General features: G+C 70.6%; 13 protein-coding genes. All 13 read left to right on the top strand.

Translation table 11 applies throughout. The annotated features are described in order from the left end of the window. Window positions 1–337 precede the first annotated feature (337 nt). Complete coding sequence (locus tag ACWGDB_RS38595; RefSeq protein ID WP_453826731.1) at window positions 338–2,005, top strand: CTP synthase; 1,668 nt, start codon at window positions 338–340, stop codon at window positions 2,003–2,005. Between the two features lie 99 nt (window positions 2,006–2,104). Beyond that, window positions 2,105–2,731, top strand: a complete 627-nt coding sequence (locus tag ACWGDB_RS38590) for an NUDIX domain-containing protein (protein WP_383615336.1) — start codon at window positions 2,105–2,107, stop codon at window positions 2,729–2,731. A 193-nt stretch (window positions 2,732–2,924) separates the two neighbouring features. Then, entirely contained in the window at window positions 2,925–5,012 is a 2,088-nt protein-coding gene (locus ACWGDB_RS38585; RefSeq protein ID WP_453826730.1) for a tetratricopeptide repeat protein, read from the top strand. Between the two features lie 134 nt (window positions 5,013–5,146). Further along, window positions 5,147–6,271, top strand: coding sequence for an alanine dehydrogenase (gene ald / locus ACWGDB_RS38580; RefSeq protein WP_383615342.1), 1,125 nt, complete (start codon window positions 5,147–5,149; stop codon window positions 6,269–6,271). A gap of 399 nt (window positions 6,272–6,670) precedes the next feature. Further along, a complete protein-coding gene (locus tag ACWGDB_RS38575; protein ID WP_328428706.1) occupies window positions 6,671–7,807 on the top strand; it encodes a ParA family protein in 1,137 nt (378 codons plus the stop codon). Then, complete coding sequence (locus ACWGDB_RS38570) at window positions 7,792–8,424, top strand: hypothetical protein (protein ID WP_453826729.1); 633 nt, start codon at window positions 7,792–7,794, stop codon at window positions 8,422–8,424. The genes ACWGDB_RS38575 and ACWGDB_RS38570 overlap by 16 nt, the downstream gene beginning before the upstream one ends. An 18-nt stretch (window positions 8,425–8,442) precedes the next feature. Further along, a complete protein-coding gene (locus ACWGDB_RS38565; RefSeq protein ID WP_453826728.1) occupies window positions 8,443–9,537 on the top strand; it encodes a segregation and condensation protein A in 1,095 nt (364 codons plus the stop codon). Beyond that, window positions 9,534–10,217 carry an SMC-Scp complex subunit ScpB gene (gene scpB / locus ACWGDB_RS38560; protein ID WP_383615351.1) on the top strand — a complete coding sequence of 228 codons (684 nt, stop codon included), beginning with the start codon at window positions 9,534–9,536 and terminating at the stop codon, window positions 10,215–10,217. Before ACWGDB_RS38565 ends, scpB begins: the two co-directional genes overlap by 4 nt. Then, window positions 10,217–11,338, top strand: coding sequence for a pseudouridine synthase (locus ACWGDB_RS38555; protein WP_453826727.1), 1,122 nt, complete (start codon window positions 10,217–10,219; stop codon window positions 11,336–11,338). The genes scpB and ACWGDB_RS38555 overlap by 1 nt, the downstream gene beginning before the upstream one ends. Window positions 11,339–11,449: 111 nt before the next feature. Beyond that, window positions 11,450–11,698: a hypothetical protein gene (locus ACWGDB_RS38550; protein WP_453826726.1), complete on the top strand. Its 249-nt coding sequence runs from the start codon at window positions 11,450–11,452 to the stop codon at window positions 11,696–11,698. Then, the gene (locus ACWGDB_RS38545; protein ID WP_453826725.1) at window positions 11,695–12,243 is read left to right on the top strand and encodes a TIGR03086 family metal-binding protein; all 549 of its coding nucleotides are present in this window, start codon (window positions 11,695–11,697) and stop codon (window positions 12,241–12,243) included. Before ACWGDB_RS38550 ends, ACWGDB_RS38545 begins: the two co-directional genes overlap by 4 nt. A 130-nt stretch (window positions 12,244–12,373) precedes the next feature. Further along, entirely contained in the window at window positions 12,374–13,090 is a 717-nt protein-coding gene (locus tag ACWGDB_RS38540; protein WP_453826724.1) for an NUDIX hydrolase, read from the top strand. After that, complete coding sequence (locus tag ACWGDB_RS38535) at window positions 13,087–14,109, top strand: ADP-ribosylglycohydrolase family protein (RefSeq protein WP_453826723.1); 1,023 nt, start codon at window positions 13,087–13,089, stop codon at window positions 14,107–14,109. The genes ACWGDB_RS38540 and ACWGDB_RS38535 overlap by 4 nt, the downstream gene beginning before the upstream one ends.

The following is a 14,109-nucleotide window of genomic DNA, read 5'->3' as shown; positions in this document are numbered from 1 at the left end:
ATCTCTGCTCAACGAACTGACGAGCTCTCGTTGTTCCGGTGGTTACGGGCGAGGGGTGGTGCCGTGTTGCCGGCCGGGCTCGGCAGCGAATGTCCGAGCAGGATACGACGCACGTAGATGATCTGCGTGCCGCTCCGGACAACCCGGGTCGGCCGAACGGGTGAGCAACGGGTGAGAAACCGCGATACCTGTGCAGGTTCGTGGTGACTCGTGTGCGGAGCGTGGCCGGAAGCCATCGGTCTCGGTCGCTGATACCCTGGTAGCCCGTGGACCGGTGGGCGTCAGAGACCCCCGAACCGCACTTCAAGATCGCGACCACGGGAGCCCCCTCTTGGCCATGCCGCCCGCTGCTTTTCGACACAACGCAGCCACGACGACCAAGCACATCTTCGTCACCGGGGGTGTCGCCTCCTCGCTCGGCAAGGGCCTGACGGCCTCCAGCCTCGGCATGCTGCTGAAGGCACGGGGCCTGCGGGTGGTCATGCAGAAGCTGGACCCGTACCTCAATGTCGACCCTGGCACGATGAACCCCTTCCAGCACGGCGAGGTGTTCGTCACCAACGACGGCGCCGAGACCGACCTGGACATCGGCCACTACGAGCGGTTCCTCGACCGTGACCTGGACGGATCCGCGAACGTCACCACCGGCCAGGTGTACTCCACCGTGATCGCCAAGGAGCGGCGCGGCGAGTACCTCGGCGACACCGTGCAGGTCATCCCGCACATCACCAACGAGATCAAGCACCGCATCCGCCGCATGGCGACGGACGAGGTCGACGTCGTGATCACGGAGGTCGGCGGCACGGTCGGCGACATCGAGTCGCTGCCGTTCCTGGAGACCGTCCGCCAGGTCCGTCACGAGGTCGGTCGTGACAACGTCTTCGTCGTCCACATCTCGCTCCTGCCGTACATCGGCCCCTCGGGGGAGCTGAAGACGAAGCCGACCCAGCACTCGGTTGCGGCTCTGCGGAACATCGGTATCCAGCCAGACGCGATCGTGCTGCGCTGCGACCGTGAGGTACCGACCGCGATCAAGCGCAAGATCTCGCTGATGTGCGACGTCGACGAGGCGGCCGTGGTGGCCTGCCCCGACGCCCGCTCCATCTACGACATTCCGAAGACCGTGCACGGCGAGGGCCTGGACGCCTATGTAGTCCGAAAGCTGGACCTGCCGTTCCGTGACGTGGACTGGACGACCTGGGACGACCTGCTCGACCGCGTCCACAACCCCGACCACGAGATCACCCTCGCGCTGGTCGGCAAGTACATCGACCTGCCCGACGCCTACCTGTCGGTGACCGAGGCGCTGCGTGCCGGCGGCTTCGCCAACAAGGCCCGCGTGAAGATCAAGTGGGTCACGTCCGACGACTGCAAGACCCCGGCCGGCGCCAAGCAGCAGCTCGCCGACGTGGACGCCATCTGCATCCCCGGCGGCTTCGGCGACCGCGGCGTGCTCGGCAAGGTCGGCGCCATCAAGTACGCCCGCGAGAACAAGATCCCGCTGCTCGGCCTGTGCCTGGGCCTGCAGTGCATCGTGGTCGAGGCGGCCCGCAACCTCGCCGACATCGGCGACGCCAACTCCACCGAGTTCGACCCGGCCACCTCCCACCCCGTCATCTCGACGATGGCCGAGCAGCTCGACATCGTCGCCGGTGAGGGCGACATGGGCGGCACCATGCGCCTCGGCATGTACCCGGCCAAGCTGGCCGAGGGCTCGATCGTGCGCGAGGTGTACGACGGCAAGGAGTACGTCGAGGAGCGGCACCGTCACCGGTACGAGGTGAACAACGCCTACCGGGCGGAGCTGGAGAAGAAGGCGGGCATCCTGTTCTCCGGCACGTCGCCCGACGGCAAGCTCGTCGAGTACGTGGAGTACCCGCGCGAGGTCCACCCTTACCTGGTGGCCACGCAGGCCCACCCGGAGCTGCGCTCGCGACCGACGCGCCCGCACCCGCTGTTCGCCGGGCTCGTCAAGGCCGCTGTCGAGCGTAAGAATTCGAAGTAACACACCAGTTGTACGGTGGCCGGGGTGCAAACCTTCAAAGGTGCGCACCCCGGTTTTCTTTGGCGGGTTCTTTTTGAAAGCGTGTGGAAAGGCAAGGGCATGACGATCAAGGACACCCCGCAGGAGTGGGAGATCCGGGCGACGGACACCCCCTTCGTGGGCAACAAGACCTCCGTCCGCACGGACGACGTGGTCATGCCCGACGGCTCGGTCGTCCGCCGCGACTACCAGGTCCACCCGGGCTCCGTGGCCGTCCTCGCCCTGGACACCGAGGACCGTGTCCTGCTCATCAAGCAGTACCGCCACCCGGTGCGGCAGAAGCTCTGGGAGATCCCGGCCGGCCTGCTCGACATCCCCGGCGAGAACCCGCTGCACGCCGCCCAGCGCGAGCTGTACGAGGAGGCCCACGTCAAGGCCGGGGACTGGCGGGTGCTGACCGACGTCTACACCACCCCCGGCGGCTGCGACGAGGCCGTACGGATCTTCCTCGCCCGTGATCTGTCCGAGGCCGAGGGCGAGCGCTTCGAGGTGGAGGACGAGGAGGCCGACATGGAGCACGCGCGCGTGCCGGTCGACGAGCTGGTCCGGGGCGTGCTCGCGGGCGAGGTGCACAACAACTGCCTCGTCGTGGGCGTGCTGTCGCTGGTCGCCGCGCGTAACGGCGACGGGCTCGACGCGCTGCGCCCGGCGGAGGCGCCCTGGCCGGCGCGCCCCTTCGAGTCCTGAACCAACAGGACTGCGCGTCCCGAACGAAAACCGCCCCGCCATCGGTGTGAAGATCTGCTGATCCGATCGAGGGACGTCCTCGCCGTGCCCGCCACGCTCCGCCCGGAACGTAGCAGAGCGTGAACTAGGCTCTGATTACGCCCGAACCGGAGTCCCGGCGGGCTTGCGCGTGCGTGGGACGGGAGTGTGGCCCGTGACGGATCAGGTCGTGGACACAGGCGGCGTGCAGGCGTTGCCGCAGGCTTCCGCCGGGCGCCAATTCCTGGGCCGTACACGCGAGTTGAAGGAACTCCTCGCCGACATCGAGCGGGCGGGCCTCGACACCCTCTCCGGCCGCAAGGCACCACGCGCGCGCGTCCTGCTCATCGCGGGCCGCCCCGGCTCGGGACGTACGGCGCTCGCCGAGGAGCTCGTACGGCAGGTGGCGGACCGTTACGGCGACGGCGTGCTGCGGGCCCGCCTGAGCGAGCCCGACGGCACTCCCGTCCCCGTCGAGCGCACCGCCCGCGAGCTGCTCACCGCCCTGGACCGGCCGGCACCGGCCGGCGCCGCCGAGGACGACCTCACGGCGGTGCTCCGCGAGTCCCTGGCCGACCGCCGGGTCCTGCTGCTGCTCGACGACGCGGCCCGTGCCGAGCAGGTCGACGCCCTGCTGCCGGACACCCCGGAGTGTCTGGCCGTCGCGGTTTCCGGCGGCCCGCTGACCGGGATCTCGGACGTACGGCCCTGCACGCTCGGCGGCCTCGACACCAAGTCGGCCGTGGAACTGCTGTCCCGGCACGCCGGCTCGGTGCGCATCACGGTCGACCCGCGGGCCGCCGAGGACCTGGTGGAGGTGTGCCAGGGCCAGCCGGCCGCCCTGATGCTGGCCGGCGGCTGGCTCGCGGCCCGGCCCAAGGCGGCCGTCGCCGACCTCGCCAAGCAGCTGCACGCCGAGGGCGAGGACGGCACACCGCTCGGCAGGGTCTTCCGGCTCGCCTACGCGGGGCTGCCGACCCCGGCCGCCCGGATACTGCGGCTGCTCTCGCTGGCCCCCGGCGGCCTCGTCGACCCGCACACCGCCTCCGCGCTCGCCGGCTCCTCGGTGGACGGGGCCCGCGCCACCCTGGACGACCTCGTCGCCCTCGGCCTGCTGCAGACCGTCGACTCGCCGCTGCCGCAGTACGAGGTCCCGGCCTGTCTGCACCGGCTTCTGCGGGCCCTCACCGAGACCCAGGACCGCCCCGCCGAGCTGCAGCTCGCCCGCGCCCGGATGCTGGAGCGGACCGTACGGCTGCTGCAGTCCTGCCGCGCGATCACCGAGACCGACAACCCCGAGACCCGGCAGAAGCTCCTCGGCATGCCGCGCGCCCTGCGCTTCCCCAACCCCCGGGCAGCCGCCGAGTGGCTCGGTATCCGCAGACCCGCCCTGCTGGCCGCGGCCCGGGCCGCGGTCGCCGACGGGGAGCTGGACACGCTCGCAAGGCGCCTGATGTCCCAGCTGGTCAGGGCGATGGCCGCCCACTTCGGCGCCCAGGCGGCCGCCGGTGACCTGTACGACATCCACGGCCTGGTCCTCGACGTGGCCGAGCGCCGGCAGCTGCCCCGCGAGAAGGCCGCGGCCCTGCTGAACCTCGGCGATCTCGACGCCCGGACGGGACGTACCCGGGAGGCGCTGGTGCGGTTCCGGGCCGCGCTGGACGCCGGGTGGGAAGCAAATGACCCGTATGCGACCGGCCGCGCGATGGAATCCGTAGGCGGCGCCCATCTGGAGCTCGGGGACTACGACCGGGCCGCGGACTGGTTCGGCCGCGCGCTGGCCGAGCGGCTGGCCCGCGGCGAGCGGGCGGACGCCGCCCGGCTGTACGGCCGTATCGCCGAGGCGCACACCTACGCGGGACGGTACGGCGACGCGCTGCGCAACTGGCGGTCGGCGGTCACCGGGCACCGCAAGAACGGCGATGTCGCCGGTCATGCCAGGGCGTTGAGCGAGCTGGCGCGGGTCCAGGAGTACGCCGGCCGTCCCGAGGAATCGCTGCGTACCTGCCAGGAGGCGGTGGAGTGGGCGCGGCGTGCCGAGGACGTACGGCTGCAGGGCGCACTGCATCTGCGGCTCGCCGACACGCTGGAGCACCTCGGCGATCCCGCGGCGGCGCAGCTGCACCGAGGCGCCGCCGAGCGGATGCTGGGAGAGGAGCCTGAGGACTCCGATGCGGCCGCGTCTGAGCCCGTACAAGAGGGTTTCGAGCCGGAACAGGGACCTAACGCCTGCGAAATCCGTAGTACATCCGCAGAAGATTGATGCAATGAAAGGCTAGACAGCGAGAACACCTTCATTAGACTGGCTCTGCCGCACCTTCTTCGCGGTGTCTCCCGGTGTGCCCCCGCATGCCTGGGTATGTCTTGTAATGCCCCACACCCTCTGAGCCAAGGACCGTGATCGACGTGAAGGTCGGCATCCCCCGCGAGGTCAAGAACAACGAGTTCCGGGTGGCCATCACCCCCGCAGGCGTGCACGAGCTGGTGCGCCACGGCCACCAGGTCGTCATCGAGCAGGGCGCCGGTGTCGGCTCGTCGATCCCGGACAGCGAGTACGTCTCCGCCGGCGCCCAGATCCTCCCGACCGCCGACGAGGTGTGGGCCGCCGCCGACCTGCTGCTGAAGGTCAAGGAGCCCATCGCCGAGGAGTACCACCGCCTCCGCAAGGACCAGACGCTCTTCACCTACCTGCACCTGGCCGCCTCCAAGGAGTGCACGGACGCGCTCATCGAGTCCGGCACCACCGCGATCGCCTACGAGACGGTCGAGCTGCCCACCCGGGCCCTGCCGCTGCTCGCCCCCATGTCCGAGGTCGCGGGCCGCCTCGCCCCGCAGGTCGGCGCCTACCACCTGATGGCCGCGAACGGCGGCCGCGGTGTCCTGCCCGGCGGTGTCCCCGGCGTGCTGGCTGGCCGGGCCGTCGTCATCGGCGGCGGTGTCTCCGGCTGGAACGCCGCGCAGATCGCCATCGGCATGGGCTTCCACGTGACCCTGCTCGACAAGGACATCAACAAGCTCAAGGAGGCGGACAAGGTCTTCGGCACGAAGATCCAGACCGTCGTCTCCAACGCCTTCGAGCTGGAGAAGGCCTGCCTCGAGGCCGACCTCGTCATCGGTGCCGTCCTCATCCCGGGCGCCAAGGCCCCGAAGCTCGTCACCAACGAGCTGGTGTCCCGGATGAAGCCCGGAAGTGTTCTTGTCGACATCGCGATCGACCAGGGCGGCTGCTTCGAGGACTCGCGTCCCACCACGCACGCCGAGCCGACCTTCCCGGTCCACAACTCGGTCTTCTACTGCGTCGCCAACATGCCCGGTGCGGTGCCCAACACCTCCACCTACGCGCTGACCAACGCCACGCTGCCGTACATCATCGAACTGGCCAACCACGGCTGGGTCGAGGCGCTGCGCCGTGACCCCGCGCTGGCCAGGGGCCTCAACACGCATGACGGCAAGGTGGTTTACCGGCAGGTCGCGGAGGCGCACGGCCTGGAGCACGTGGAGCTCGCCTCGCTGCTCGGCTGAGCCGATCGGCTAAGTCACTTTCTGGTAAAGGCGATACGTCAACACAGGTCGTCAACCGCACGCACCCGGCCGGACCTTGCCCGAAAAGGTCCGGCCGGATGTGTGTATGGTCACTTTGCGACTCTCGGTCAACTCGCCTCGAACGCAACCCTTCGACCGATTCGCACACCCGTGAAACCTGCTGTGCGACGGCCGTACGCCCTTGACAGAGGGATGTTTCATTGTCGACACATCTGCTCGGTCCGGCGGATTGTGTTGCTGCGGACCACCGACACGCCATAGAGTCGCCAACCGTCAGCATGGTGCAACGCTGACCTGTCTAGAAGTTTCCTGGTCACCAAGGAGGTAAGACGACTTGTGAATGAGTCGACATTTTCTCCCGGGGGTGGTCAACCAGGAATGCCGGTACGGGACCAGGGTCCCGCGGGATTCGAGGCTGTCGGCTCCGTTGCGGTGCGCACCTTCGCAGCCCATCAGGGTCACCGGAGCACAGGGGTGACTCAGACAGCACACCAGAGCATGGATGGCCATCACGTGAACGCCATGGCCGGCGACGGAAGTGGCGCGCCCCACAACCAACTCGCCGCCTACGACGAACTGCCCGACGGGCACTTCTACGACCCCGACGCGGAGTACGAGCCAGACCCCGAGTACGCGGCCACGCTCGCGCCCGACGCTGCCCGGCAGCGCCGCGAGCGCGTCGGCCCGACCGGGCGTCCGCTGCCGTACTTCCCGATCCCGGGTCCGCTGACCGACCACGGCCCCGCGAAGATCATCGCGATGTGCAACCAGAAGGGCGGCGTCGGCAAGACGACGTCGACCATCAACCTGGGTGCCGCGCTCGCGGAATACGGACGCCGGGTCCTGCTCGTCGACTTCGACCCTCAGGGCGCGCTCTCGGTCGGCCTCGGCGTCAATCCGATGGAGCTCGACCTCACGGTCTACAACCTGCTCATGGAGCGGGGCATGTCGGCCGACGAGGTGCTCCTGAAGACAGCGGTCCCGAACATGGACCTGCTCCCGAGCAACATCGACCTGTCGGCCGCCGAGGTCCAGCTGGTGAGCGAGGTCGCGCGCGAGTCCACACTCCAGCGCGCCCTCAAGCCGCTGCTGCCGGACTACGACTTCATCGTGATCGACTGCCAGCCCTCGCTGGGCCTGCTCACGGTGAACGCGCTGACAGCGGCCCACAAGGTGATCGTGCCCCTGGAGTGCGAGTTCTTCGCCCTGCGCGGCGTCGCACTGCTGACGGAGACCATCGAGAAGGTCCAGGAGCGGCTCAACCCGGAGCTGGAGCTCGACGGGATCCTGGCCACGATGTACGACTCGCGCACGGTCCACAGCCGCGAGGTCCTGGCCCGGGTGGTCGAGGCGTTCGACGACCACGTGTACCACACGGTCATCGGGCGCACGGTCCGCTTCCCGGAGACCACGGTCGCCGGTGAGCCGATCACCACGTACGCCTCCAACTCCGTCGGCGCCGCCGCCTATCGTCAGCTCGCCAGGGAGGTGCTCGCCCGGTGTCACGCCGAGTGAGTCTGCCGGGGGCCGACGAACTGTTCCGTACGACAGGGGGTATGGCGCTCCAGCCGTCCACTCCCCGGCGCCCGGCCAACGGCGAGGCCCGGGTGCCGGCTCCCGCGGGGGAGAGCGACAACGCCGCCGCTGAGGACGCGCCGCAGTCGGTGCCCGCGCAGGGCGGCGACGGTGACGGCGCGGAGCATGTGGCGGCCGACGCCGAGTCCGTGGACGCCGGTGAATCGCGCAGCCGGGCCGCCGCCGCGGAGCGCTCCGCTCGGCATCAGGGGGCGCAGGAAGGTTCTGCCGGGGCGTCCGCGAACTCCGTCGGCGGCTCTGCCTCGTCCGGTGCGGCTGCTTCTGCCGCCGCCTCCGCCTCCGCCGCGCCGCGCAAGCGGGGACGGCAGGCATCGCGCCGGCCCAGTGGCCGTGAGCGGCACGACGAGAAGATCACCGTGTACGTCTCCGCCGAGGAGCTCATGGATCTGGAGCACGCGCGTCTGGTGCTCCGCGGTGAGCACGGGCTGGCCGTCGACCGCGGGCGGATCGTCCGCGAGGCGGTGGCCGTGGTGCTCGCGGATCTGGAGAGCCGGGGAGACGCCAGCATCCTGGTACGACGGCTTCGCGGGCGGTAGCGGTAGCCTGCGGGGGCTATGACCTCGAACGACGTTCCCGCCCCCGGCGCCGGTGCCTCCGGCGGGCGGCGGCGTGCGCTGGGGCGGGGACCGGGCGCGGCACCTGTGGCTCCGCCCGTTGAGCCGGTACCGCTGCCTCCCGGGGAGACGGTGCCTGTTCCGCCTCGGGCGGAGAGCGAGTCCCCGCCCGAGGTTGAGACTGCGGATCCCACCGGTGGGCACGACGGCGGCGGCGATGACCACGTGCCGGCCACTGCCGAACCCGCGCCCGCGGAAGCGGCCTCCGACCCCCGAGAACCCGACGACGGTGTCTTCAAGGTCCGCCTCTCCAACTTCGAGGGCCCCTTCGACCTCCTCCTCCAGCTGATCTCCAAGCACAAGCTCGATGTCACCGAAGTGGCGTTGTCCAAGGTGACCGACGAGTTCATGGGGCACATCAAGGCGATGGGGCCCGACTGGGATCTCGACGAGACGACCGAGTTCCTTGTCGTCGCGGCGACTTTGCTCGACCTCAAGGCGGCGCGGCTGCTGCCCGCCGCCGAGGTGGAGGACGAGGCAGATCTCGCGCTGCTGGAAGCCAGGGACCTGCTGTTCGCGCGGCTGCTGCAGTACCGGGCGTACAAGCAGATCGCCGACATCTTCAGCCGGCGGCTGGACGACGAGGCCCGGCGCTATCCGCGGACCGTCGGGCTGGAGCCGCATCACGCCGAGCTGTTGCCCGAGGTCGTCATCAGCATCGGGGCGGAAGGATTCGCCAGACTCGCGGTCAAGGCGATGCAGCCCAAGCCCAAGCCGCAGGTGTACGTCGATCACATCCACGCGCCGCTCGTCAGCGTGCAGGAGCAGGCCGGGATCGTCGTCGCGCGGCTGAAGGAGTGCGGCGAGGCCAGCTTCCGTTCCCTGGTCGAGGACACCGACGACACCCTCACCGTCGTAGCGCGATTCCTGGCTCTGCTGGAGCTCTATCGCGAGAAGGCCGTCGCCCTCGACCAGGAGATCGCTCTCGGTGAGCTCATCGTGCGGTGGACCGGTGGGGAGGGGGACGAGGCGCCCCTGGTGACCGACGAGTTCGACCGCCCGCCCGAGCTGCCCAAGGAGGAGAAGAAGGCGTGAGTGAGGAGACCACCGAGCTTCCGGCCGGACTGCGCGGCGTCGCGGACCTCGACCTGAAGCCCGCCCTGGAGGCGATGCTCATGGTCGTGGACGAGCCCGCGACCGAGGAGCGCCTCGCGAAGCTCCTGGAGCGGCCCCGCCGGCAGATCGCCGACGCCCTGCGGGAGCTGGCCGACGAGTACGCCGTCCAGAAGCGAGGCTTCGAGCTGCGGTTCGTGGCCGGCGGCTGGCGTTTCTACACCCGCGCCGAGTACGCGGCCGCCGTCGAACGGCTCGTGCTCGACGGCCAGACGGCCCGGCTCACGCAGGCCGCCCTGGAGACGCTCGCGGTCGTCGCGTACCGCCAGCCGGTCAGCCGTAGCCGGGTCTCGGCCGTGCGCGGAGTGAACTGTGACGGTGTGATGCGCACCCTCCTGCAGCGCGGGCTGGTCGAGGAGGCGGGCACGGAACCCGAAACAGGTGCGATCCTGTACAGGACGACGAACTACTTCCTGGAGCGGATGGGCCTGCGCGGTCTGGACGAGCTCCCGGAGCTCGCGCCCTTCCTCCCGGAGGCGGAGGCGATCGAGGCCGAGACCCAGGAAGGCGTTCCGTCGTTCGACCCGGACGCTCCCGATGACGGTCCGGGCGTCCCGGCACCCCGGGGCACCGACGACGTAGACGACCAGACGGAACTTTGATGCGAAGCAGCAGCGGCAGGAACAGCAGCGGAAACAACGGCGGGAGCCGTGGTGGCAACAGCGGCGGCCGCGGCGGAAGCAGCGGCGGCCGCGGTAACCACCGCGGCGCCGGTAACAACCGCGACGACAAGCAGGGCGGCCGGCCGAAGAAGCCGCGCCCGGAGGAGCGGCGCTACGACGTGGGCCCCGGCGCCTCCCCGGACGGCCCGAAGTCAGGGCGGGGCGCCTCGGCGCGCGGCGGCGCCAAGGGCGGCCCCAGGCAGGGCCAGGGCACCGGGCGCGGGCGTACGGCTCCTGCGAGTTCCCGCGAGTACGACGCGCGGGCCGAGGAGCGCAACCGCGAGCGCTACGCCGGCAAGAAGGACGTCAAGCTGCCCAAGACCTTCCCGGGCGCCGAGCAGGAGGGCGAGCGGCTGCAGAAGGTCCTCGCGCGCGCGGGCTACGGCTCGCGGCGGGCCTGCGAGGAGCTGATCGAGCAGGCCCGGGTCGAGGTCAACGGCGAGATCGTCCTCGAGCAGGGCAAGCGCGTCGACACGGAGAAGGACGAGGTCAAGGTCGACGGCCTGACGGTCGCGACGCAGTCGTACCAGTTCTTCTCGCTGAACAAGCCCGCCGGTGTCGTCTCGACGATGGAGGACAACGAGGGGCGGCAGTGCCTCGGTGACTACGTCACCAACCGGGAGACGCGGCTCTTCCACGTCGGGCGGCTCGACACCGAGACCGAGGGCGTCATCCTGCTCACCAACCACGGCGAGCTGGCCCACCGGCTGACCCACCCCAGGTACGGCGTGAAGAAGGTCTATCTCGCGCACATCGTGGGCCCGATCCCGCGTGACCTGGGCAAGCAGCTCAAGGACGGCATCCAGCTGGAGGACGGGTACGCACGCGCGGACCACTTCCGGGTCGTCGAGCAGACCGGCAAGAACTACCTGGTCGAGGTCACCCTGCACGAGGGCCGCAAGCACATCGTGCGCCGGATGCTCGCCGAGGCGGGCTTCCCGGTCGACAAGCTCGTGCGCGTCGCCTTCGGCCCGATCACGCTCGGCGACCAGAAGTCGGGCTGGCTGCGGCGGCTGTCGAACACCGAGGTCGGCATGCTGATGAAGGAAGTCGATCTGTAGGCCGGACCTCGGTCCCACGCGCGCGAATCGGCCGGTTCCGGATGTGCTCCGGGGCCGGCCGATTCGTTTTCACCGCTCCGCCGGTCTGTATGGGTGACGGAGGGAGCGGGGATGAGGACGACCACTGCGGACCGTGACGACTTGGTCCGGCTGACCGACCGGTACCGGCGGGAGCTGATCGCCGGCAACACGTGTGTGACGGCGCTGGAGGGCCGTGCGTGCCGTCCGCTGCTTGCGGGGCTCGGCGGGCCCGCCGAGGTGTCTGAGGAGCCACTGAGGGCCCCTGTGACGGACTTTCCGCGGAGCCGGTCGCTGCCCGACGCGCTCGACCGCTCCGGGCTGCCCGAGGAGCCGTCATGAATTCCGGGGAACTGCTGGAGCGCTCGCTCGCCTATGCACTGGGCAGCGTCGCCGGGGCCGAGTCCGCGAGCCTGACGCAGGGGACGCCGTGCGCCGAGTGGGACCTCGGGGAGCTGCTCGGGCATCTCGACGACTCGCTGGACGCGCTGTACGAGGGCCTGACCGGCGGCCGGATCGGGCTGCTCCCGCGTGCCGACCGGGCCTGCGGCTTCCGCACGCGCGCGTGCGCGGTGCTCGGCGCCTGGTCGGCCGGGCCCACCGAGGAGCGTGTCCTCGTCGGTGAACGGCCGCTGGACGTGCGGGTGATGGCCGCGGTGGGCGCCGTCGAGATCGCCGTGCACGGGTGGGACGTCGCCCAGGCCTGCGGCCGGCCCCGGCCCATCCCGCTCCCGCTCGCGGCCGAGCTGCTCGGCATCGCCCGGTGTGTGGTCGCGGAGGAGGACCGGGGTGTGCGGTTCGGCGTGCCGGTCGAGGTGCCGCCCCGCGCGCGTGCCGACGTCCGGCTGCTGGCCTTCCTGGGCCGCCGCGATTCCGTTCCGGACTGATCCCGGTCTGCCGTCGGGTACGGCTGCCGCGTCGTCCCGCTGATCGTCCTCCGCCATTGCCGGGTCAGGCATTGCGGCACTCACCCCACCCCCTTTATAGTCGTACTGACCATTAAGGGGGTGGGGTCGCATGGACTACGACAAGTACGCCCACGAACCTTTCGCCGTCACCGCCGACCTGGCCGTCCTCACCATCCGCGACGGCGCCCTGCACGTCCTGCTGGTCGAGCGCGGGCAGGAGCCGTACCAGGGCCACTGGGCGCTCCCCGGCGGGTTCGTGCAGCCGGACGAGCCGGCAGAGACCGCCGCCCGGCGTGAACTCGCCGAGGAGACCGGCCTGTCGGACGTCTCCGGACTGCATCTGGAGCAACTGCGGACCTACAGCGAACCCGACCGCGACCCCCGGATGCGGGTCGTGACGGTGGCCTTCACCGCCCTGTTGCCCCACCCGCCCGAACCGCACGGCGGCAGCGACGCCGCGCAGGCGCGCTGGGTGCCGTACGACTCGGCGGGTCCGCTCGCCTTCGACCACGACCGGATCCTGGCCGACGCCCATGAACGCGTCGGCGCCAAGCTCGAGTACGCCGGCCTCGCCACCGCCTTCTGCCCACCCGAGTTCACGCTCGGCGAGCTGCAACAGGTCTACGAGACGGTGTGGGGCACCGCCCTCGACCGGCCCAACTTCCGCCGCAAGGTGCTCGCCACGCCGGGCTTCGTCGAACCCGTGCCCGGCGCGGCCCGGCTCACCGGCGGTCGCGGCAAGCCGGCCGCGCTGTACCGCGCGGGCAGCGCCGCCACCCTCCACCCGCCCCTGCTGCGGCCCACCCCGGAAGGACGCCCCGCATGACCACGACCACCGTCCGCAAGCGCGCCGCCACCGGCGCCCTGCTCGGCCTCGCCCTCGGGGACGCGCTCGGCTTCCCGACCGAGTTCAACGACGTGCCGTCGATCCTCGCCAAGTGCGGGCCGTGGCGCGAGATGGACCTGCCGACGCCGGCCGTCGTCACCGACGACACCCAGATGACCCTGGCGCTGGGGAAGGGGCTGCGGACGGCGATGGATCTGGGCGTACTCGGGCCCGCGGCCATGGTGGAGCCGGTTCGCGCGGAGTTCGTCGCGTGGAATCGCTCACCGGAGAACAACCGCGCTCCCGGCAACACCTGCCTCAGGGCCTGTGACCTGCTGGAGCGCACCGACATGCCGTGGCAGGACGCCAGCCAGATCGGCTCCAAGGGCTGCGGCGCCAACATGCGCGTCGCGCCGCTCGGGCTCGTCCCCGGCCTCAGCGACGAACAGCGCGCGGGCGCCGCCCAGTTGCAGTCCGCCCTCACCCACGGGCACCCGACGGCCCTCGCCGCCTCCGACCTGACCGCGCACGCCGTACGACTGCTCGCCCAGGGCGCCGAGCCGACCGGACTGGTCGGGCTGCTGCGGTCGTACGCCTACGAGAACCGCACCCGCTACCACGAGCGCTGGCTCGGCGACCTGTGGACCCGCAGCCAGGACCCCACCGCCGAGCACTTCATCACGCGAGGCTGGGACGAGTGCCTGGGCGTCCTGGACCGGGTCCAGGACGCCGTACGGACCGTCTCGCCCGAGACCGATCCGTGCCTGGCCACCGGCGAGGGCTGGATCGCCGAAGAGGCCATGGCCACCGGCCTGTTGTGCTTCCTGTGGTTCGTCGACGAGCCGCTGACGGCGCTGCGCCGGGCCGCCTGCACGTCGGGCGACTCGGACTCGATCGCGTGTCTGGCGGGGGCCTACGCGGGCGCGTATCTGGGCGCCGACGCCTGGCCGACCCCGTGGGCGGACCGGATCGAGTACCGGGGTGATCTGCTGACCCTCGGGGCGCTCTGGGACGCTTGA

The organism is Streptomyces sp. NPDC055013 (assembly GCF_053608645.1).
This window is presented reverse-complemented; position numbering and strand designations above follow the sequence as displayed.

Bases quoted from the DNA above. Each gene is read 5' to 3' on its own strand.
- ACWGDB_RS38590 (WP_383615336.1), top strand. From the start codon at position 2,105: ATGACGATCAAGGACACCCCGCAGGAGTGGGAGATCCGGGCGACGGAC.
- ACWGDB_RS38540 (WP_453826724.1), top strand. From the start codon at position 12,374: ATGGACTACGACAAGTACGCCCACGAACCTTTCGCCGTCACCGCCGAC.
- ACWGDB_RS38595 (WP_453826731.1), top strand. From the start codon at position 338: ATGCCGCCCGCTGCTTTTCGACACAACGCAGCCACGACGACCAAGCAC.
- ACWGDB_RS38535 (WP_453826723.1), top strand. From the start codon at position 13,087: ATGACCACGACCACCGTCCGCAAGCGCGCCGCCACCGGCGCCCTGCTC.
- ACWGDB_RS38565 (WP_453826728.1), top strand. From the start codon at position 8,443: ATGACCTCGAACGACGTTCCCGCCCCCGGCGCCGGTGCCTCCGGCGGG.
- ACWGDB_RS38550 (WP_453826726.1), top strand. From the start codon at position 11,450: ATGAGGACGACCACTGCGGACCGTGACGACTTGGTCCGGCTGACCGAC.
- ACWGDB_RS38555 (WP_453826727.1), top strand. From the start codon at position 10,217: ATGCGAAGCAGCAGCGGCAGGAACAGCAGCGGAAACAACGGCGGGAGC.
- ACWGDB_RS38545 (WP_453826725.1), top strand. From the start codon at position 11,695: ATGAATTCCGGGGAACTGCTGGAGCGCTCGCTCGCCTATGCACTGGGC.
- ACWGDB_RS38575 (WP_328428706.1), top strand. From the start codon at position 6,671: ATGCCGGTACGGGACCAGGGTCCCGCGGGATTCGAGGCTGTCGGCTCC.